Annotated in this window: 17 protein-coding genes, 8 tRNA genes and 1 rRNA gene; all 26 read right to left on the reverse strand. The window is 40.7% G+C overall.

What is annotated here, in order from left to right:
* Positions 1–129: 129 nt before the first annotated feature.
* The 26 genes from TP70_RS10595 to pth all read right to left on the reverse strand — a co-directional run bounded on the left by TP70_RS10595 (position 130) and on the right by pth (position 20,778).
* A tRNA-Ala gene (locus TP70_RS10595) sits at positions 130–205 on the reverse strand.
* A gap of 20 nt (positions 206–225) precedes the next feature.
* Positions 226–299: transfer RNA gene (locus TP70_RS10600), tRNA-Pro, on the reverse strand.
* Positions 300–308: 9 nt separating this feature from the next.
* Positions 309–385, reverse strand: a tRNA-Arg gene (locus TP70_RS10605).
* A gap of 16 nt (positions 386–401) precedes the next feature.
* Positions 402–490 (reverse strand) — tRNA-Leu (locus tag TP70_RS10610).
* A gap of 8 nt (positions 491–498) precedes the next feature.
* A tRNA-Gly gene (locus TP70_RS10615) sits at positions 499–573 on the reverse strand.
* A gap of 15 nt (positions 574–588) precedes the next feature.
* Positions 589–664, reverse strand: a tRNA-Lys gene (locus TP70_RS10620).
* Between the two features lie 7 nt (positions 665–671).
* Positions 672–747, reverse strand: a tRNA-Thr gene (locus TP70_RS10625).
* 3 nt (positions 748–750) lie between these two features.
* Positions 751–826 (reverse strand) — tRNA-Val (locus TP70_RS10630).
* Positions 827–837: 11 nt separating this feature from the next.
* A 5S ribosomal RNA gene (rrf, locus tag TP70_RS10635) occupies positions 838–952 on the reverse strand.
* Positions 953–1,404: 452 nt separating this feature from the next.
* Positions 1,405–2,892 carry a lysine--tRNA ligase gene (lysS, locus tag TP70_RS10640; RefSeq protein WP_044361550.1) on the reverse strand — a complete coding sequence of 496 codons (1,488 nt, stop codon included), beginning with the start codon at positions 2,890–2,892 and terminating at the stop codon, positions 1,405–1,407.
* Between the two features lie 22 nt (positions 2,893–2,914).
* Positions 2,915–3,907: a tRNA dihydrouridine synthase DusB gene (dusB, locus tag TP70_RS10645; protein WP_044361552.1), complete on the reverse strand. Its 993-nt coding sequence runs from the start codon at positions 3,905–3,907 to the stop codon at positions 2,915–2,917.
* A gap of 47 nt (positions 3,908–3,954) precedes the next feature.
* A complete protein-coding gene (folK, locus tag TP70_RS10650; protein WP_044361554.1) occupies positions 3,955–4,434 on the reverse strand; it encodes a 2-amino-4-hydroxy-6-hydroxymethyldihydropteridine diphosphokinase in 480 nt (159 codons plus the stop codon).
* 1 nt (position 4,435) lies between these two features.
* Entirely contained in the window at positions 4,436–4,798 is a 363-nt protein-coding gene (folB, locus tag TP70_RS10655; protein ID WP_044361555.1) for a dihydroneopterin aldolase, read from the reverse strand.
* The gene (gene folP, locus TP70_RS10660; RefSeq protein ID WP_044361557.1) at positions 4,788–5,579 is read right to left on the reverse strand and encodes a dihydropteroate synthase; all 792 of its coding nucleotides are present in this window, start codon (positions 5,577–5,579) and stop codon (positions 4,788–4,790) included. The genes folB and folP overlap by 11 nt, the downstream gene beginning before the upstream one ends.
* 786 nt (positions 5,580–6,365) lie before the next feature.
* Positions 6,366–7,295 carry a cysteine synthase A gene (gene cysK, locus TP70_RS10665; RefSeq protein WP_044361559.1) on the reverse strand — a complete coding sequence of 310 codons (930 nt, stop codon included), beginning with the start codon at positions 7,293–7,295 and terminating at the stop codon, positions 6,366–6,368.
* 128 nt (positions 7,296–7,423) lie between these two features.
* Positions 7,424–8,305 (reverse strand): Hsp33 family molecular chaperone HslO, encoded by an 882-nt coding sequence (hslO, locus tag TP70_RS10670; protein WP_044361560.1) that lies wholly within the window; start codon positions 8,303–8,305, stop codon positions 7,424–7,426.
* A 228-nt stretch (positions 8,306–8,533) separates the two neighbouring features.
* Entirely contained in the window at positions 8,534–10,612 is a 2,079-nt protein-coding gene (gene ftsH, locus TP70_RS10675) for an ATP-dependent zinc metalloprotease FtsH (protein ID WP_044361561.1), read from the reverse strand.
* A 174-nt stretch (positions 10,613–10,786) separates the two neighbouring features.
* Entirely contained in the window at positions 10,787–11,326 is a 540-nt protein-coding gene (gene hpt / locus TP70_RS10680; protein WP_044361563.1) for a hypoxanthine phosphoribosyltransferase, read from the reverse strand.
* Positions 11,316–12,605 carry a tRNA lysidine(34) synthetase TilS gene (tilS, locus tag TP70_RS10685; protein ID WP_044361564.1) on the reverse strand — a complete coding sequence of 430 codons (1,290 nt, stop codon included), beginning with the start codon at positions 12,603–12,605 and terminating at the stop codon, positions 11,316–11,318. The genes hpt and tilS overlap by 11 nt, the downstream gene beginning before the upstream one ends.
* Before the next feature lie 144 nt (positions 12,606–12,749).
* A complete protein-coding gene (locus TP70_RS10690; protein ID WP_044361565.1) occupies positions 12,750–13,127 on the reverse strand; it encodes a S1 domain-containing RNA-binding protein in 378 nt (125 codons plus the stop codon).
* 206 nt (positions 13,128–13,333) lie between these two features.
* Positions 13,334–13,717, reverse strand: coding sequence for an FtsB family cell division protein (locus TP70_RS10695; RefSeq protein ID WP_044361566.1), 384 nt, complete (start codon positions 13,715–13,717; stop codon positions 13,334–13,336).
* Positions 13,718–13,740: 23 nt separating this feature from the next.
* Positions 13,741–14,001 carry an RNA-binding S4 domain-containing protein gene (locus TP70_RS10700; RefSeq protein ID WP_044361567.1) on the reverse strand — a complete coding sequence of 87 codons (261 nt, stop codon included), beginning with the start codon at positions 13,999–14,001 and terminating at the stop codon, positions 13,741–13,743.
* On the reverse strand, positions 13,991–15,175 hold the full coding sequence (locus tag TP70_RS10705; RefSeq protein WP_044361569.1) for a MazG nucleotide pyrophosphohydrolase domain-containing protein: 1,185 nt from the start codon (positions 15,173–15,175) through the stop codon (positions 13,991–13,993). The genes TP70_RS10700 and TP70_RS10705 overlap by 11 nt, the downstream gene beginning before the upstream one ends.
* The gene (locus TP70_RS10710; protein WP_044361571.1) at positions 15,172–16,707 is read right to left on the reverse strand and encodes a polysaccharide biosynthesis protein; all 1,536 of its coding nucleotides are present in this window, start codon (positions 16,705–16,707) and stop codon (positions 15,172–15,174) included. Before TP70_RS10710 ends, TP70_RS10705 begins: the two co-directional genes overlap by 4 nt.
* Positions 16,685–20,209, reverse strand: a complete 3,525-nt coding sequence (mfd, locus tag TP70_RS10715) for a transcription-repair coupling factor (protein ID WP_044361572.1) — start codon at positions 20,207–20,209, stop codon at positions 16,685–16,687. Before mfd ends, TP70_RS10710 begins: the two co-directional genes overlap by 23 nt.
* The gene (pth, locus tag TP70_RS10720) at positions 20,206–20,778 is read right to left on the reverse strand and encodes an aminoacyl-tRNA hydrolase (RefSeq protein WP_044361574.1); all 573 of its coding nucleotides are present in this window, start codon (positions 20,776–20,778) and stop codon (positions 20,206–20,208) included. The genes mfd and pth overlap by 4 nt, the downstream gene beginning before the upstream one ends.
* Positions 20,779–21,030: the final 252 nt, after the last annotated feature.

Consider the following 21,030-nt stretch of genomic DNA (forward strand, 5'->3'; position numbering starts at 1 on the left):
CTTGATATAGCTCGTTGATTGTTTAAGTCAATCACTCTTGAAAGTACTACTCTGAGTACTCAAATTATTGGAATTAACGTTGACATATTGTCATTCAGTTTTCAATGTTCATATCTCAAAAGAAAATAATGGTGGAGACTAGCGGGATCGAACCGCTGACCTCCTGCGTGCAAAGCAGGCGCTCTCCCAGCTGAGCTAAGCCCCCATAATAAGTATTTAAGTAAGTCGGGAAGACAGGATTTGAACCTGCGACCCCTTGGTCCCAAACCAAGTGCTCTACCAAGCTGAGCTACTTCCCGTAATTAAAATGGCGCGCCCGATAGGAGTCGAACCCATAACCTCTTGATCCGTAGTCAAACGCTCTATCCAATTGAGCTACGGGCGCTTTTTATAATAATAGATGGTGCCGAGGACCGGAGTCGAACCGGTACGGTAATCACTTACCGCAGGATTTTAAGTCCTGTGCGTCTGCCAGTTCCGCCACCCCGGCAAAAATAATGGAGCAGAAGACGGGATTCGAACCCGCGACCCCAACCTTGGCAAGGTTGTATTCTACCGCTGAACTACTTCTGCTCAATAAAATTTATATGGTGAGCCATAGAGGATTTGAACCTCTGACCCTCTGATTAAAAGTCAGATGCTCTACCAGCTGAGCTAATGGCTCGAGAAAATGGTGCCGGCCAGAGGACTTGAACCCCCAACCTACTGATTACAAGTCAGTTGCTCTACCAATTGAGCTAGGCCGGCAAATGGTGGAGAATGACGGGTTCGAACCGCCGACCCTCTGCTTGTAAGGCAGATGCTCTCCCAGCTGAGCTAATTCTCCATTATACAATAGACTGGCAACGTCCTACTCTTGCGGAACGTAAGTCCGACTACCATCGGCGCTAAAGAGCTTAACTTCTGTGTTCGGCATGGGAACAGGTGTGACCTCTTTGCCATTATCACCAGACAATTGTTATTTCGTAGTGCGTCGTGACTACTTTATTTATAATACTAGGTTTGCAATAACTATTCAATAGTTAATTTTACACTTTATTAATGTTTTTTGCAAACACTTTACATCAATCAGCCGCTTGTTTTCAGCGACTTTTATATATTAAACAATTCCCCTATGAATGTCAACACTTTCTATAAATTTTTTATATAAATTTATCGAACCACTTTAATCCCTTAGTAAATCAGCTATCTCTTTAAATACCTAAACGTTTGAATTTGTATAAAAGCACCTCAACAATCAACGGCATTGGACACTCATACCTTCTTGCAAGTTCAGCCATACATATAACCGAAATTGAATTATAAAGTTTTACTAATTCATCTATCAAGCTAATCATAATTATAAAAACAGACAACAAACGTTTTGTTTATTGCCTGTTTCTATTATCTTGCATGTATTGGCTATTATTTTTGACGCATGTATGGGAAAAGTAATACGTCACGAATAGATGGTGCATCTGTAAGTAACATAACTAAACGGTCGATACCAATGCCTAGACCACCTGTTGGCGGCATACCATACTCTAATGCTTCGATAAAGTCGTCATCCATTTCATGTGCTTCATCGTTACCTTGTTCTTTTTCAACAAGTTGTGCTTCAAAACGCTCACGTTGATCAATTGGGTCGTTCAATTCTGTAAAGGCATTCGCATGCTCACGTCCTACGATGAACAACTCAAAGCGATCTGTGAAACGTGGGTCTTCTGGATTTTTCTTCGCTAACGGTGAAATTTCAATTGGATGACCATAAATGAATGTTGGTTGAATTAATGTTTCTTCAACTTTTTGCTCGAAGAATTCATTTAAGATATGACCATACTTCATGTTTTTGTCGACTTCAATGCCATGTTCTTTAGCAACTTGGTGTGCTTCTTCGTCTGATTTAATATCAAAGAAGTTTACGCCTGTCGCTTCTTTAACTGCATCAACCATATGCAAACGACGCCATTGCGGTTCTAAGTCAATTGTTTCGCCGCCGTATTGAATAGATGTTGTACCTAATACTTTACGTGCGATATGCGCAACAAGTTCTTCAGTTAATGACATAATATCTTTATAATCTGCATACGCTTCGTATAATTCGATCATTGTAAACTCTGGATTGTGGCGTGTTGAGACACCTTCATTACGGAATACGCGTCCAATTTCATATACTTTTTCAAGTCCACCAACGATTAAGCGTTTTAAATGTAACTCAATCGCAATACGCATATAAAGCGTTGCATCAAGTGCGTTGTGATGTGTAATAAATGGACGTGCGGCTGCACCACCGGCGATTTGATGCATCATCGGTGTTTCAACTTCTAAAAAGCCTTTTTCGTTAAGGTAGTTACGCATTTCTTGAAGAATACGACTACGATTAATAAATGCTTGTGTTGATTCCTCGTTTGTAATTAAGTCTAAATAACGTTGACGGTAACGTTGTTCAATATCTTGAAGTCCGTGGTGTTTATCCGGTAACGGACGCAATGCTTTAGACAAAAGTTTGAATGATTTCGCTTTAACTGATAACTCGCCTGTATTCGTCTTGAACATCACACCTTCAATACCGACGATATCTCCTAAGTCAGCTGTTTTCCAGATGTCGAATGCTTCGTCACCTACTTGGTCTTTACGTACATAAATTTGTAATTGTCCTGTTAAGTCTTTAATATGTGCAAAGCCAGCTTTACCTTTACCACGTTTTGTCATAATACGGCCTGCAATGACTGTGCGACTTTCGTCTTCTTTGTCTGCAAGTTCTTCTTTTGAATACTGATCCCAATCTGCTTTCAAACTTTCTGCTGTCCCTGTGCGTTCGAACTTCTCACCGAATGGGTCAATTCCTAAGTCACGTAATTCTTGTAATTTTTGACGACGCACCTGCATCTGGTCATTCATTTCTTCTGTCATTCTTACCTCTCCTTTTTTACTTCTAAGCTTCTACTTTTTGTTTGGCGTTCATTTCATCACGAAAATTCATCAGTATCTCTGTCATTTCTGCTTCTGTTTCCGCTTGGTTTAATGCTTTACGTGCTTTTCCGTTACCACGGACACCTTTAAGGTACCACGATGCATGTTTACGCATTTCCATGACACCTACTTTTTCACCTTTTAATTCTACTAGACGACGCAAATGTAATAAAGCAATATCAACTTTTTCATCGATTTGTGGTTCTTCTATTAATTCGCCTGTTTCCAAATAATGCACAGTTCGATAAATCATCCACGGGTTCCCTAATGCTTCTCGGCCAATCATCACTGCGTCCACGCCTGTCTCATCTAACATCTTCTGTGCAAGTTCTGGACTTGTGACGTCACCATTACCAATCACAGGAATCGACACCGCTTCTTTCACTTGACGAATAATATCCCAATCTGCTTCGCCTTCGTACATTTGGACACGTGTTCTACCATGAATTGAAATCGCTGCTGCACCCGCTCTTTCTGCGGCTTTCGCATTTTCTACCGCAAAAATGTGATCGTCATCCCAACCGATACGCATTTTACAAGTTACTGGCTTGCTCACACGTTCCGTTACTGCTGATACCATTTCATAAATCTTATTAGGGTCTAATAACCAACGTGCCCCAGCTTCACACTTGATAATTTTCGATACGGGGCATCCCATATTAATGTCGATAATATCTGCTGTTGTATGCTTATCAACATATTCTGCTGCTTCAACGAGCGTTTCTTTTTCGCCACCAAATATTTGAAGTGACAATGGACGTTCATTCTCATCTATATATAACATTTTCATCGTTTTTGGGTTGTTAAACAAAATTGCTTTATCGCTTACCATTTCTGCACAAACGAGGCCAGCCCCAAATTCTTTAACTGTAAGTCGAAATGCAGAGTTACAGACGCCTGCCATCGGTGCAAGAACGACTCTGTTCTCAATCTCAACATCTCCAATTTTCCACATAACAGTTATTCCTCCAATCGTTTCTTTTTCTCTTGTTCACGCGTGACTTATGATTCATAACGTACAACTGTTTTATCTGATGTCACAAATGTATGAATCGGTTGTCCTGATCTCGGTTCAACCACATCTGGTGCGATGTCATTGAGCGGAATCATCACAAAAGCACGCTCTGTCATACGTGGGTGTGGCACAACTAACGTTTCTGTTTCGATGATTTCGTTGCCGTACAACAATATATCAATATCAATGGTACGCGGTCCCCAACGTACATCACGCACACGGTGCAAGTTCGCTTCTATACCTAATCCCACTTCTAACAATTCGTGTGGGGCAAGTGACGTTTGAACGTGCACGCACACATTGAGAAAATCTGGCTGCTCCACATAACCGACTGGCTTCGTTTCATACATTGGCGATACAGCAACTACTTCAATTTGTGAATGGTTGTCCAACTGTGCAATCGCTGTTTTTAACTGCACTTCACGCTCACCAATATTTCCACCTAAGCCTAGATATGCGTCTACCATATTACTTCACCCTTACTATCTCAATACCAACACCTTTATAATGACCAGGTATCGGTGGATTTTTCTTCGTAATTCTAACTTTCGTTTCCATTACACGATTATAGTGTGAATTTATACGCTTTGCAATACGTTCAGCAAGATGTTCTAGTAAATTGACTGGCTCACCTTCCATAATTGCTTTGACATCTTCATACACTTCGCCATAATGCACCGTATCTTCCACACGATCTGAATGTCCAGCTGGCGCTAAATCAACTTTCATTTCAATATCTACCGTAAAAATTTGGCCAATCTCATTTTCAGCGGATAGCGCACCATGATATGCGTAAAATTCGAGTCCTTGTAAAAAGATTTTATCGCTCATTTTCATAACCTCTCAAACTATCCATCGCTTTTGCCAGTCGTGCATTCATCAATACATTATGTACACGTACACCATGAACACCTTTCATAATGCCGTATGCTGTTGTAGCAGCCGTTGCTTCATCTCGCTCATCTACTTTGTTATCGCCGCCTAGAATTTCTTTAATAAATCGTTTACGGCTCGTTGCAAGTAACACTTTGTATCCTGTCGCTACTAGCGCATCAAGATTTGCCATTACTTCTCGCTCTTCTTCTCGTGTTTTCGCAAAACCGATACCCGGATCCAACCAAATATGTTCTTTTGGAATACCCGCTAACTCCGCTTTATTCGCTTGTTTCAACAATGTCACAAGCATTTCGTCCATCACTGGTTCATCACGTTGTCCATCGCCATTGTGCATTAAAATGATTTCAGCGTTATGTTCAGCAACCACTTTAAAAATTTGTGGATCGTATAGGCCCGCCCACTGATCATTAATCATTGTCGCACCAGCTTTTAACGCCGCTTCCGCTACCTCACTGCGATATGTGTCAATAGACAGCGTTGCAGAAATGCCTTTTAACGCTTCAACAACCGGGATCACACGCGCACGTTCTTCTTCAACTGAAATTTCTTCAAAACCCGGACGTGTTGAAATACCACCGATGTCAATAATATGCACGCCATCTTGAATCATTTGTTCTGCATGTGCAACTGCCTTATCCACGTCATTGTACTGACCGCCATCTGAAAATGAATCTGGCGTTACATTCAAAATACCCATGATTTGTGTCTCTTGCATTAGAACACTTCCTTCCATAGTTATCACGAAAATTGTCATTTAATTCAACGAAACTATTATAACAAAATTCGCCGTGTACAACTGATATAGACACTTGAGCACATTATACAAATCTCATATGTTAGTAAAGATTTTGCTATAGTCCCTCGGTAAGAGTGACTAGATTCCAAACAAGCTTGAACAATCAGGTGCTGACAGCTAGACGTGAGATTGGGACAGAAATCTTGTTTTGGCAAAAGGCTGTCGTCGTCCGGCAAGGATAGCTAAAAGTTTTATAGTAGCTGATTGATATATGCCTACACTTTTCAATTCTGACACATATCTAATCAGCCTTGTAGGGGCACTACGACGAAACCAATGCTAATACCTAGGTTGCTGTAGTGCTCCCAAAGTTTTTGAAATGTATTTTCACTTCAGACACCAACTGCCTTTTACAAATATTCGCTCACTTATTTAAATGAATTTTTCCTATGTCCCCACTCTCGGACCGAAATCTCCTGTGCCAGCATAAAATTCTCTATCTCTCATCAAGGCAGCTATCGCCTTAAAAAACACAGAAACACACCACATCTCGGATACATATATATTCTACAAAAAATTTTATTATCCCGTCCCTACAACTCACTGCTTACCCAAGTGTTTTAAAAAATACACTCAGTCATGAACAATGCGTGTGCCGCATGGCCTACTTAACATGTTGTAGCAGAAACTGGGAACGCTTTATCAGCTCACAAGACAAAATCCCCGCTAATGACCACAACGATCATTAACGGGGAGGACAATGAATTAGTCGAAGTTGTAAAGTGGCGTTGATAAGTAACGCTCACCATTACTTGGTAACACTGTTACGACAGTTTTACCTTTACCAAGTTCTTTCGCTTTTTGGATAGCTGCGTAAATTGCTGCACCTGAAGAAATACCACCTAAGATACCTTCTTCTTTTGCGACACGACGTGATGTTTCCATCGCGACTTCATTACCAACTTTGATGACTTCTTCATAAATCTCTGTATTTAATGTGCCTGGTACGAAGCCAGCACCTAAACCTTGAAGTTTGTGCGGACCTGGTTCGCCACCACTTAATACTGGTGAGTCTTCTGGCTCAATCGCTACGATTTGAATGTCTGGGTATTTTTCTTTTAATACTTTACCGACACCAGATAATGTACCACCTGTACCAACACCTGCTAAAAAGGCGTCGATTGTTTTACCTTCAAATTGCTCAACAAGTTCTGGACCTGTTGTCAATTCGTGAACACGTGGATTCGCAAGGTTTTCGAATTGTTGTGGTTCAAAATAACCATGTTCTTCTTTAAGCTCTTTTGCTTTTTTAATGGCACCTTTCATCGCTTCCGCACCTGGTGTTAACACAAGTTCAGCACCGTATGCTTTTAATAAGTTGCGACGCTCTTGGCTCATTGTTTCAGGCATTGTGAATACCGCTTTGTATCCTTTCGCTGCACATACAAACGCTAAACCGATACCCGTGTTCCCACTTGTTGGTTCTACAATTGTATCGCCAGGTTTAATTTTGCCTTCTTTTTCTGCTTGTTCGATCATTGCCAATGCGATACGGTCTTTTACCGAACCACCTGGGTTTTGATATTCTAATTTCACATAAATGTCTGCTGCATCTTCACCTGCTTGATGACGTAGCTTGACCACAGGTGTTTGGCCAATAATCTCAGTAATGTTTTCTACGGGTTTTCTTACCATAATCGACAACCTCACTTTTGTTATAGTCTCATTCGAATGCTTAGTTAATATATCGGATATAACTAGTGTATCATTGTTCAGACAATTTCAAAAGTAAAATCACACGTGTCACGTAAAATTTTTCACGTTTATTTCATTGACACAAGTAAGTCTTGTAAATCTTCTTCTGAAAAATGATATTTCGTACGGCAGAAATGACATTCTGCTTCAGCACCATGGTCTTCACGAATCATGCTTTCAATCTCAGCTTCTCCAAGACCTTTAATCGCTGTTAAGAATTTTTCATGGCCACAGTTACATTCAAATTCAACAGGCATTGTTTCTAAAAATTCTACATTGTCCGCGCCTAAAATTTCTTGTAGCATTTCTTCTGGTATATAACCTTGATCAACAAGTGTTGAAACAGGTGTCATGTTGTTAATCGCTTCTTCTAACTTCGCTACTGTTTCTTCTTTAGCACCTGGCATCACTTGAATAATAAAGCCACCTGCTGCTTTAATTGAGTTGTCCGGATTCACTAGAACACCGACCCCTACTGATGACGGTACTTGTTCACTGTTCGCAAAATAGTATGTGAAGTCTTCTCCTAGTTCGCCTGATACGATTGGGCTGTTCCCTGTATAATAGTCACGCATGCCGACGTCTTTTACGACATTGATTGCACCGTTTGTCCCGACTGCACGACGGACATCTAATTTTCCTTGTGCATTTAATGGGAAGTGTGTCTGTGGGTTCGTTACATAGCCACGAACTTTCCCTTGTGCATTTGCGTCCGCTACAATTTTACCGATTGGGCCATCGCCATTGACTGTAACTGTCAATTTTTGTTCGCCTTTTAACATTGCCCCCATCATCACGGTTGCTGTCATCGTACGACCGAGTGCCGCTGATGCTGTCGGCCACGTGTAATGATCTGTTTGTGCTTCTTGAATTGCGTCTGTTGTTCTCGCACTGTATGCACGGACTTCGCCACCGTATGCAAGTGCTTTAACAATATAATCTTGCGTCATGTTCTTTTCTATCTCCTTTTTAATATGATTATTTCATCGACATCCACTATATATGTGTCATTTCGAACCATCATATTTTCTCTATGTTGCATTATCATACTCGCGTAAACAGATAAGTACAACTGAAATGACTTGCGCGACCTTTTCCACAATATCATAACCTAAAAAAGACTTTCTCAACAGACGGTTTTGCTCCATCTATGAGAAAGTCTTTAAATAACAATTATCCTATTGACGTGGTGGTGTTTGATCATCACCTGGACGGTCTATCTCCGGTGCTTGATCGTACGCTGTTGTATCTTCTTCTGATGTTTGATCTGTTGTTTCTTCACCACGATCTGATGAACTCGTGTTAGCACGATTTGTCATTTCTTCTTGTTCACGGCGAATTTCTTCATAAGACTTACCATATTTGCCTTCGTTGAATTCGTCATTTTCAGAGCGTTCAACGACTTTCGCATCATCATAGTTCACTTCTGGAAGGTGTCCTTCGTGGAACAATGATTGAATTTGTTCAGCAACTAATGTCTCTTCAGTTAACAATGTTTCAGCAATAAGACGTAGTTGTGATTCATGTTCTAATAAAATTTGTTTACAACGTTCATATTGTTCTTTGATGATACGTTGTACTTCTTTATCAATTTCAAATGCGATTTGACCTGAATATTCAGGCTCTCCAGACATATCTTTACCTAAGAAGACTTGACCGCCACCATGTGAGAATTGTAATGGTCCAAGTTTTTTACTCATACCGTATTGCGTTACCATTTCACGTGCAATTTGTGTCGCACGTTCAAAGTCGTTAGAAGCACCTGTAGATACTTCGTTGAAAATAACGTCTTCCGCTACACGGCCACCTAACAGACCACAAATTTTATCGAGTAATTCTGGTTCTGTCATTAAGAAACGGTCTTGTTTCGGTAACATCATCGCATAACCACCTGCTTGTCCACGTGGTACGATTGTTACTTTGTGTACAACTTCCGCTTCATCCAATACCATACCAATAACTGTATGACCCGCTTCATGGTGTGCAACGATATTACGTTCTTTCTCAGAAATAACACGTGATTTTTTCGCTGGTCCGGCAATCACGCGGTCTGTTGCTTCTTCAATATCACGCATATCAATTTTTTGTTTACCACTACGCGCAGCAATTAATGATGCTTCGTTCAATAAGTTTTCTAAGTCTGCACCTGAAAAACCTGGTGTACGTTGCGCAATTGCTTTAAGATCCACTGTTTCGTCTAATGGCTTGTTCTTCGCATGAACGTGTAAAACAGCTTCACGGCCTTTCACATCTGGACGACCGACTTGAATTTGACGGTCAAAACGACCTGGACGTAAAAGTGCTGGGTCCAAGATGTCTGGACGGTTAGTCGCTGCAATCATAATGATGTTTTCGTTCTCACCGAAACCATCCATTTCAACTAATAACTGGTTCAATGTCTGTTCACGTTCATCATGACCGCCACCGACACCGGCACCACGTTGACGACCGACTGCATCAATCTCGTCAATAAAGATGATACATGGCGCATTCTTTTTAGCATTCTCAAATAAGTCACGCACACGGCTTGCACCGACACCGACAAACATCTCTACGAAGTCTGAACCACTAATCGAGAAGAATGGCACACCTGCTTCGCCTGCAACTGCACGTGCAAGCAATGTTTTACCGGTACCTGGTGGGCCGACTAACAGCACACCTTTGGGAATACGTGAACCCATTTGTTTAAATTTCTTATTATCTTTTAAGAAGTCTACAATTTCGACTAATTCTTGTTTTTCTTCGTCAGCACCCGCAACATCTGAGAAGCGTACGCGACCTTTTTGACTGTCGTACATTTTCGCTTTGGACTTACCAAAGTTCATCATACGACCGCCGCCACCGCCACCTTGTGCTTGGCTTAAGAAGAAAATGAATAACAATGCTATCACTAGGACAGGGATTAATGTTGAGATGATACTTACAAATACACTCTGTCCTTCTTCTTCTTTAACTGTAAATTCTAATCCTTTTTGTTTTTGAGCTGTATCAGTGACTTTATCTAGCTCTTTATCATTATTAAATAATATCGTTGACGCGAAGTCATCGTTATTTTTCAACTTACCGCTCACTTTATACACATTGCTTTCTGGTTGAATTTCTAATGACTTAAGGTCACCTTTCTCCAACTTTTGCATAAATTGATTATAAGTAAGTTCTTTTGGGACATTGCCATTGCCGTTAATCCATGAAAATAACCCAAAGATGACGACGCCAATCAGCGCTATAAATAGCACATTACGAAAAGCTTTCTGCATGCGACGTTTCCTCCTACTCCAATTATAAAGCTAACAAAAATTTTACCATAATATAAATACAACTTGCTAGTAATTGTACTTCATATACGTTGTATACAACAAAAGACGAGTTTCCGTTGTTTTTCGTTTCATTTCAGAACTTCAATCAGGTCACTCGTCTCATCTTTTTGGCTATTACTTCGTGTAAATTTCTGGTTTCAGCGTACCAATGTATGGCAAGTTACGATATTCCTCTTTGTAGTCTAAACCGTAGCCAACAACAAATTCATCAGGAATCACTTTACCAACGTATTTCGCTTGAATATCCGCTTTACGACGATTTGGTTTATCTAACAATGTCACAATCTCCAATGAGTTTACACGACGTGATTGCAACAATTCTGTAATAGATTTTAACGTTGTACCTGTTTCAAGAATGTCTTCAATAATTAAGACATCTTTATTTTCAATTGAAGAGCCTAAGTCTTTTAAAATTTGTACTTCACCTGTTGATTCTAAACCACCGTGATAGCTCGATACGTCCATAAAGTCGATTGCAAGTGGTGTATCAATGCGTTTAATTAAGTCGGTCATGAATAAGATAGACCCCTTCAAAATCCCTACACAAAATAAGTTTTTACCTTTGTAGTCTTCTGTCAATACACGTCCAAGACGCTCACAGATTTCTTGAATCTCTTCTTCTGTTAATAAAATCTCTTTCAAATCATTTCTCATTTATGTCATCTCCCAAATATTGAATGTGAATATAATTTTTATATGTAGCATGTTGGTAACACGTACCGACTACGATGATGTCACCTGTCTCTAACGTAACAACTGGCATTTGCTCTCGGAGTGACTGCGCTACTTTTGCGTCAATCATTAAGCGTGTTACTTTTTTATGTTGACCATTGCTTAGCGTCACACGATCACCTGTTTGACGCGGCCGAATATGCAGTGCAGCGTGTGCATCAAAAAATGCCGCTGTCACCTTAATCACATAGTCACCAAACTGATAACATCCCGCTGCTGTAATCGTTTGTGGCACCAACGTTTTATTCCCGTGCGCTGGCACTATGACTAATTTATCATACACGATATCGACATGCCATTTGTTTGTGTGCATTAATGGTGTCTGTGCAACATCACTTTGCAACTTGGCAAACCAATCTTGGTACGTACGTTCACTTACAGACACGACCGCTTCAAAGTGTCCAAGAAGTTCGTCCAAGACTTTCATTTTAACATGCGGCGACAATTCATTGAATGCTTTTCTCGAAATGATCCACTGCTGCTTGGCATGTTGTTCAACGCGTTGTGCCATAAACTGCTCAGCTTGTTGTGTAATAAGCGAGAGTGCCTCGGTATGAAAGTCCATAATTTTCAGTAGCTGGTCTGTTTGCAAATGTATATTACTGTCGATAGCTGGCAACAAGCGATTGCGAATATCATTGCGAACATAGGTATTCGTTTGGTTACTTTCATCTTCAAAGTACGGCACATCATGTTGTTGTTGATAGGCACGTATTTCTGACTTTGCCGTTGTGAGAAGTGGCCGTACAAGGCGATACCCGTCACGTTGCTCACTTGGCGAGATGCCTAAAGCACTGCGGTCAATACGTCCTGTAAAAATACGATAAAAAATCGTTTCTAGTTGATCATCTTGATGGTGTGCTGTCAGTAAATAATCCGCATGCAAGTCGTGCATCATCTTCTCAAACCATGCATAGCGTAATAAACGTGATGCATGTTGGATACTACGTCCGGCCTCAACCGTTTCCGTTAAATTTAAGTGATGTACAAATAGTGGAATATGGTGTTGTTGGCAGTATGCTTCAAGAAAGCCTGCTTCATCATCTGATGCCTCACGTAAGCCATGATGAACGTGCAAACACGTCAGTTGTCGATATGTGCCCGTATGCTGTTCTAGCAATTGATGTAGCAACACCATGCTATCGACACCTGTTGACACAGCCACGACAAGATGGTCTGTCGGTTGCCAAAATTGTTGCATCTCTGAAGCCCCCTTGCTTTCCATTGTTTCAGTCTCAAGTTACAAAACTTTGTTCTCGTCTACATACGCCTTTTGCCCGCAACAGCGAAAAAGAGGTTGAGATTCAAAGTTCCCTTCGTTTCTCAACCCCTAGATTGTGATGCCTTATCGACGTGAACCTCGGCCACCACGTCTTGACTCTGCTTGACGTTTCACAGAATTAAGTTTATCTTCACTATCTTTTAAGAAATTAGATAGTTTTTTCTCAAAGTCTTCTGGCTTTTGTGCTGGTTTTTGTCGGCGTGGGCGCTCTTTTGCTTTCTTGATAGATAGGCTAATCTTACCATCATCTGCAATTGAGAGAACTTTCACTTCCACTTCATCACCCATAGATAAGTGATCTTCTACGTTCTCAACATAGTTGTCCGCTACCTCACTAATATGCACAAGCCCGCTCTTTCCTTCTGGCAACTCCACAAATGCACCAAATTTTTTGATACCAGTGACTTTACCTTTAACCTTGCTTCCTACTTCGATTGCCATTGTTTTAATGAATCCTCCCGAGTTCGATATTTAACTCTATTATACGGTTGTTTGACTATTTTCACAACGACAAAAACCCATTTCATCATTTTCTTTATCGAACACTGACAAACGAGGTTGTGAGGCGTATGTCTGGTGTCAACAAAACACAAGTTAACACCGTGTCATCTACGCAATGCCTAACGGTTACGCTGCGCTATTACACACTACTCTTGTTTCTGGTTTTTCTGTTGATCCTCAGGCAGTTTAAAAATGACTTCACCATCGTTACTCAAGTAATATTCATCACGCGCAATTTTTTCGATATATTCATCATCATTTAAGTTGTTTAGACGTTCTTTTAACTCAATTTCTTCTTCTTGTATTTTTTGGTAGGCTTCTTCTTTCGCTTGACGTTCTTGAGACGCCTGTTGATTGCTATGCATTTGCATACCGACCATGATTAACAAGACGATAATGATCGCAAGAAGTCCACCACCAAACACCGTCATACGCTTTTTGACGACTTTTTTGAGCCGCTCGTGGCGTTGACGTTTCGCATTTGCTTGCGATGTATATTGATTGCCAATACCTTGTACTTTCTTACTCATGCGGCATCACCTCTTTTTGTCGTCTAGGGCTGAATGCGTTCTTCTTTAACAAGCTCATACATCCCTTTAGCGTTTTCTTTTGTGGCATGTTCATTTAACGCAGTGACTTTGACTGTTACAACTTTTTGACCAAATTGGATGACTAATTCATCGTCCACTTTAACAGGCGTGCCTGCTTTCGCTGTTTGCCCATTCACTGCAACACGTCCTTGATCACTTAACTCTTTCGCAAGTGTGCGACGCTTGATCAGTCGTGACACTTTTAAATATTTATCAAGTCTCATAATGGCCTCCTTGTGTTAAATAGTGTTCTAACATTTCTTCGGTAAAGTCCTTATTTTTGACTTCATCATACAGTTTTAAGAAATGACGTGCAAATACTTTCTCAAATTTGACGCGTGTTTCTTTCCCTTCTGCTGCTTTTTGTGTTTGCCAAATCGACATCACATCGTCAACGTTATCCGCATGATCGTTGTCGAATACGTGTGGATGACGACGAATCATTTTATCTGACAAGCTCGAAACAATTTCACGAATATCCATATACCCTGCTTTTTGTCCGATATGCGCGTGCAGTAATACTTGTAGTAAAATATCGCCTAATTCTTCTATCATATGCCAATCGTCTTCATTATCGATGGCTTCAAATAACTCAAACGCCTCTTCTAACAAATAGCGTTTTAATGTCTGATGTGTCTGTACTTTATCCCACGGACAGCCTGTTTCATCATCAACGAGACGCGCGATGACTTGGTTGGCAAAGTCAAAGTCACCATACAGCGCTTGCGTATCAGTGATCGCTGGTACGAAGACACTTGTTAAGTTCGTAAAACGTGCCTCATGATCCAACTCATATAGCGGAACTGTCGTTAGCGTTGCACCCGATTGATGGGCACCGTCGACAATCGTCACTTCAAAGTCATCTGGATAACATTCCATCAACTGCAGTTTTAACTCTCCAGCTACCATTTCGCTATACACTTGTGTCACAATCGTTGCTGTTCGTGGATTGAGTGCTGCGACATCCAATGCCGTCGCATCTAACATCGTAAATCCATCATTGGGATCAACATTCACTGCTGCAAATATATCATCAATAAAACTACGTCCACCCTTAACTTCCACTTTGACATTGTAATCAGCCGCTCGTGTCAGCAAATATTGCGTTGTTGTTTCTGCCACACGTGGATGTCCTGGCACGGCATATACAACATCTTCTTGTTGTGCACGTTCTAGTAATTGTGTCGTAATCGCTTCATACACAGGCTCAAACGTATCATATTGTTCATAAGTATCATCAAAAGCGATGATTTCTATATTTTGTAATTCTTGTATAACAGGGTGTTCTGCCGTTCTGACATACAACTTTTTCTTTTGTGTTATTAAACGGTAAATCCCCAACGGCAACTCATCTAAACCATAGTTACCAAGACCGATAATCGTTAACTGATGTGTCATCGTTTTCTCCCTCTTTTCCAATTATACATTTTGTCACCAAATGGTAAGTGTACCCATTCTTCCCCATCTAAAATGGCAAGTCGTACAAGCAGCCAACCAATCGCTAAAACGCCGACAACAGTTGCGACAAGTAGTTCTATAAGACTACCCAATCGAGATGTCGTGTGTATGAGCCACTGACAAAGTTGTACGCTTATTGTCATCACAAGCAGCGCTAATGCTAATTTGCCATAAAATAATTTGAGATGGTTCAGTTGATAGCAACGCACGACACCGTAATGTAACACGAGTACTGCGATAACAAGTGACAGAACAGTTGCCAAACTTGCCCCCAACATTTCCACTTGCGGTATCAATACAATATTTAAAATGAGCTTACTCACTAAACCAACAATGACAGCCCCGATAATCAAACGAAAACGGGCATATATTTCTAGCATTGCCATATACATCATCATCAATGATACACAAATAACTGTCAGCATATATACTGTCAACGTTCCTGTCAGCACATTACTTTCAAAAAAGACACGATTTAAGTTCGGCAAGAGATTCATTAAACCAACACCACTTGCACTACTAATCACAATGGTAATTTTCAGCGAGGCGTTCGCATAACTGTTCATTTCATCAAGCTCACCTCGTCGTTTCGTATCAGTCAGTAACGGGACAAGCACAAAGCAAAATGTCGTCGTCACAATTAAGCCCATTTGAATAAAGGACGCACCTCGATCGTATATCCCTTTTTGCATAATAGCGTCTTTGAACGCATAGCCTGCACCCGAGCGTAACATGTTCACAATTGTAAAACTATCCACGACTTGCCATAAAATAACGATAAGATGGCTGACTGCAAATATAGTCATTGCTACAAAAAATTGACGCCACGGAATCGACATCGTTTGTGTGGTTACTTCTGTCTTTATATCACTGCGCCACCATAAATACATCGTTGATCCGATAAAGCCCGCTGTTGATGCGCAAATCGCCCACGTGCCTGCGGTGTAGATAGATATGTCTTGGTGTATAAAACAAACGATGACGACACCAATCATGCCGACACGTATGAGTTGCTCAATCACTTGAGAGTATGCCGGATAAACCATTTGATGTTGTGACTGGAAATGCCCACGCAACAAACCGAGTAAGCCTACGACTAAAAAGCTCGCACTTGCGGCATGTAACATCGGGGTGAGTTGTGGGTCGCCCATCCAGTGTGCCACTTGTGCAGCACTTAGAAATAGGACAACACCACATGTAATACCAATCAATTCTATCGTGACGGTTAAACGGCGAAATGTTGTACGATTTGCTGGACGACCGTCTAATATTTGCGTTAACGCACTCGGAATCGCATTACTCGACAGCACAACGCCTAATGCGACGATTGGATAGATTTGTTGATACGCATACAAACCTGCATCGCCTAATATATTTTGATAAGGGACGCGATAAAGTGCGCTCAGTATTTTAACAACAATTAATGCGACAGTTAATACGACGACACCATTAAATGCCGCTTGCTTCTTCATCTTCCAACCTCAAACTTTCCGATAGTATTTTCGCTAAAAACTTCAGTGACTCGAACCATTGCTTGCCTTTTTTCAACGTCACTTTCATGCAACCATCTTTGACACCTAACGTCATGCTACGTCCAAGTGGCTCAGATTGACGGAATAACTCTTCACCATTAATACGATCCGTGCCTGCTTGTGTTAACATCACTTCAATTGCTTTGCCTGTATCTTTAACATATTGGACGCCGACTTGTAATAAATATACTTTTATTTCTACAGAATCTAACAAATGTGCCACTTCTTGTGGGTATTCATTAAAGCGATCTAGCAATTCGTCTTTAATATCCATCAATTGTGCGTGTGTTTCAGTAGCGCGTAACTTTTTATAAATTTCAATTTTTGCTTGTTCGTTTTGAATGTACGACGCCGGTAAATACGCATCTATACGAATATCCATTTCAAGTTCAGGTGCTGGTGTTTCAACTTTCACACCACGTTTTTCATTGACTGCTTCTTCTAACATTTGTGCATACAAGTCATAACCGACCGAATCAATAAAGCCATGCTGTTGTTTACCTAACAAGTTCCCAGCACCACGGATATTCAAGTCACGCATCGCAATTTTAAAACCGCTACCTAACTCTGTAAATTCTTTAATCGCTTGCAGACGGTCTTCTGCTGTTTCAGTTAATACTTTGTTTTGTGGATGGAGGAAATACGCATAACCGATACGACTCGAGCGACCCACACGTCCACGCAATTGATACAGCTGACTTAAACCAAAACGATCCGCTTCTTCGATGATAAGTGTGTTCGCATTCGGTACGTCTACACCCGTCTCGATAATTGTCGTTGTCAGCAAAATATCGTACTCGCCATTAATAAAGTTTAACATCGTTTCTTCGAGATCTCGCTCTGTCAATTGCCCGTGTGCGACGCCAATCTCCGCTTCTGGCATTAACATACGCAATTGCTCACGCTTCTCATAAATCGACTGCACTTTGTTGTATAAATAGAACGCTTGACCGTCTCTTGAAAGTTCTCGTTCTAACGCTTCTTTAACAAAGTTGGCATTTTGTTCTAGTACGTACGTTTGAACAGGGAAGCGGTTTTCAGGTGGCGTTTCAATTACTGATAAATCACGCACACCTAACATACTCATATGCAACGTTCTCGGTATTGGCGTTGCCGTCAATGTGAGCACATCCACATTGGCTTTGAGTGCTTTAATTTTTTCTTTATGACGGACACCGAAACGCTGTTCTTCATCGACAATTAACAGGCCTAAATCTTTGTATTCAATCGTCTTACCGAGCAATTTATGCGTACCGACAACAATATCAACAAAGCCCGTCTTCAGCCCTTCCTTCGTTTCGCGAATTTCTTTGGCTGTGCGGAAACGACTCATCAGCTGAATCTCCACTGGAAAGTCGCGCATACGTTCAATCAACGTTTCATAATGTTGCTGTGCTAAAATCGTCGTCGGCACAAGAAATGCCACTTGTTTCCCTGACATGACTGCTTTAAATGCTGCACGCACCGCAACTTCCGTTTTACCGTAACCGACGTCCCCACATAACAAGCGATCCATTGGACGTGCACTTTCCATATCTGCCTTGATTTCCCGAATCGACTTGTCTTGGTCTTCAGTCAGTTCATACGGAAAGTCCATCTCAAACGCATGTTGTTCTTCCGTATCTGGTGCAAATTGATAGCCGACGGATTGCTCACGTTCTTTGTAGAGCGCAATCAACTCGTCCGCAATATCTTCAACATTACTCTGCACTTTCGCTTTCGTTTTTTTCCATTCACTACCACCAAGCTTGTACAGCTTCGGCGTTTTATCTTCTGAACCGACATACTTTTGCACTTGGTCCATTTGATCTACAGGAACAAATAACTGATCCGTCCCTTTATATTGGATTTTCATATAGTCACGATGCACATCGCCAACTTCAAGTGTTTCCACGCCAAGATAACGTCCGACACCATGATGCACGTGCACGACATAATCTCCAACATTTAACTCTTGGTACGACTTAATCTTTTCTGCATTCGTTAACGTTTTACGACGTTTTTTCGATGTTTTTTTACGCTTCGACTTAAATAATTCTCGTTCTGTAATAACAACAAGCGACATATACGGTAACTCAAAACCTTCAGACAAGCTACCTTCGACAATTGCCGCATGCCCTGGTAACATCACCTCAATATCAGGGTCTAACAATGTCGGTACGTGCATTTCACTCAACATCGCTTGAATACGTTCTTTTTTCGTTGCCGTTTCTGCAACCATCACAATGCGATACTCTTGACGCATAAAACGTTGTAACTCTGACGTCATAATATCGTACTGACCATAATATTGTTGCACCGGTTTACATGAAAACTTGAATATTTCATCCAGCTTCACAGGCATTGATGACGTAAACAGCGTAAAGTACGTAATCGGGCGCTGACGTATCATCGTATCAAACGCATCATCATCCATAAAACGCTGACCGATAAAACCTTTCCCACTTTCTACAAGATTTTGTAAAAAGTCCGTTGTCTCAGCCATCAATGTATCTTCAGTTTCTTTTACCCGTTGATATTCATCTACGAACACAATCGCATTTTCTTTAAAATAATCAATAATCGTCTCCGATTTGTCATACATAAAGGCGATTAAACGTCTTAGTACTTGCGGATCGAAGCGTTCTTCATCTGTAATATGAAAGGCATCGTACGTATCTTTAATATCTTGACGCACCGCTTTATCAATTTTAGGACGCGTTTCTTCATACGCAGCCGTCAATTTTTCAACCGTACGTTGTCTTACTTCTTCGGTCATAATAAAATCATGTGCCGTCGTAATTTCCAACGTCTCAATATTTTCCAATGAACGCTGTGTTTCGACATCAAATAAACGCATCGAGTCGACTTCCGTATCAAACAGCTCAATACGCACTGGATCACCTAATAGCGGATAAATATCAATAATGCCACCACGCACCGAAAAGTCACCGATATTAGTTACAACAGATTCTCGGCGATACCCCATGCTCACAAGTTTCGTCAAAAATTCATTCAGGTCGATGTCATCGCCAATATTTAATACCATTTGATGTGACTGCCATAAAGCTTTTGGCGTAAGCAATTTCTTCAAACCATTTAATGGAACGACAAATAACCCGCGACGCTCATGTGCAAGTGCGGTCAAAGTACGGACACGTTCACTCATAAACTCGGGGCTCTGTGTTGAAAATTCTTCTGTCATCATGTCTTGTACAGGATACTTATATACTTCTTCATCCGGCACAAACTGTAACAAGTCTGTTTCTAGTTTATCCGCTTGATACAAATTATTCGTCACTAACAAAACTTGACGATGACTTGATTGATACATTTCTGCAATCATCGCAGCTTTAGCTGAAGGCGTAAGACCTGTCACTAGTAAATTATGATCTCCCACCTGTTCAGCAAACGTCTTAAACTGCGTATCTTGATGAATGATTTCGTTTATAATTGGTTTCACTGAATCTCACCATTATAGTGTGTCATAACATTCTCAAACTTTTCATTGTTTATAAAGGCTTCAACTGCTTTGGCAACATGTTCGATGACGGGTTGCATTGTTTTCATCTCAGCATCTGAAAACTTTTGTAACACATAGTCCGGGACAGACATGCCGTTCGTCGGTCGGTCAATACCGATACGAATACGTTTAAAATCACTCGTACCTAAATGTGCAATAATGGACTTCATACCGTTGTGACCACCTGCACTTCCTTTTTGACGCAGACGAATGTGTCCTTGCGGTAAATCCAAATCATCGTAAAGAACTAATAAATCTTCCACTTCAATATTGTAATAATCCATTAATGGCGCAACCGCTTCTCCTGATAGATTCATCAATGTCAACGGTTCAATCAACATCACTTTTTCGCCATTGATGCGTTCAATCGTATACGCCCCGCGAAACTTTTGTTTATCTAGTTCTATACGGTTTTGATCAAGTAAATAATCAATGACTTCAAAACCAATATTGTGTCTTGTGCGCTCATAGCGTTTGCCAATGTTTCCTAAACCCACAATACATTTCATCGTTCTTTCCTCCGTTTGTTACGCTTTATCTTTATATTAAAAATGTTTATCGTTATTTTTATAATACTGTCATTCACGTAAGTCGATGCTACCCATACAGTTGTAATTTGACCTACGTTCGCCAACACGGTTAATGACCTTTATATCGTAACACAAACACGCACTTTCCGCTCTCATGAACTTCGGCTGTCCATCTTCTGTGGTGGATAGATAATTAAAAGTACCTAGTTTTATTTTTATTATAATTTCATA

Origin of the sequence: Staphylococcus microti, from assembly GCF_000934465.1 — a bacterium.
GTDB classification, from domain to species: Bacteria; Bacillota; Bacilli; order Staphylococcales; family Staphylococcaceae; genus Staphylococcus; species Staphylococcus microti.

Excerpts from the sequence above, each read along its gene's own strand:
- lysS (WP_044361550.1), bottom strand. The coding sequence starts at position 2,892 with ATGACAGAAGAAATGAATGACCAGATGCAGGTGCGTCGTCAAAAATTA.
- dusB (WP_044361552.1), bottom strand. The coding sequence starts at position 3,907 with ATGTGGAAAATTGGAGATGTTGAGATTGAGAACAGAGTCGTTCTTGCA.
- folK (WP_044361554.1), bottom strand. The coding sequence starts at position 4,434 with ATGGTAGACGCATATCTAGGCTTAGGTGGAAATATTGGTGAGCGTGAA.
- folB (WP_044361555.1), bottom strand. The coding sequence starts at position 4,798 with ATGAGCGATAAAATCTTTTTACAAGGACTCGAATTTTACGCATATCAT.
- folP (WP_044361557.1), bottom strand. The coding sequence starts at position 5,579 with ATGCAAGAGACACAAATCATGGGTATTTTGAATGTAACGCCAGATTCA.
- cysK (WP_044361559.1), bottom strand. The coding sequence starts at position 7,295 with ATGGTAAGAAAACCCGTAGAAAACATTACTGAGATTATTGGCCAAACA.
- hslO (WP_044361560.1), bottom strand. The coding sequence starts at position 8,305 with ATGACGCAAGATTATATTGTTAAAGCACTTGCATACGGTGGCGAAGTC.
- ftsH (WP_044361561.1), bottom strand. The coding sequence starts at position 10,612 with ATGCAGAAAGCTTTTCGTAATGTGCTATTTATAGCGCTGATTGGCGTC.
- hpt (WP_044361563.1), bottom strand. The coding sequence starts at position 11,326 with ATGAGAAATGATTTGAAAGAGATTTTATTAACAGAAGAAGAGATTCAA.
- tilS (WP_044361564.1), bottom strand. The coding sequence starts at position 12,605 with ATGCAACAATTTTGGCAACCGACAGACCATCTTGTCGTGGCTGTGTCA.
- TP70_RS10690 (WP_044361565.1), bottom strand. The coding sequence starts at position 13,127 with ATGGCAATCGAAGTAGGAAGCAAGGTTAAAGGTAAAGTCACTGGTATC.
- TP70_RS10695 (WP_044361566.1), bottom strand. The coding sequence starts at position 13,717 with ATGAGTAAGAAAGTACAAGGTATTGGCAATCAATATACATCGCAAGCA.
- TP70_RS10700 (WP_044361567.1), bottom strand. The coding sequence starts at position 14,001 with ATGAGACTTGATAAATATTTAAAAGTGTCACGACTGATCAAGCGTCGC.
- TP70_RS10705 (WP_044361569.1), bottom strand. The coding sequence starts at position 15,175 with ATGACACATCAGTTAACGATTATCGGTCTTGGTAACTATGGTTTAGAT.
- TP70_RS10710 (WP_044361571.1), bottom strand. The coding sequence starts at position 16,707 with ATGAAGAAGCAAGCGGCATTTAATGGTGTCGTCGTATTAACTGTCGCA.
- pth (WP_044361574.1), bottom strand. The coding sequence starts at position 20,778 with ATGAAATGTATTGTGGGTTTAGGAAACATTGGCAAACGCTATGAGCGC.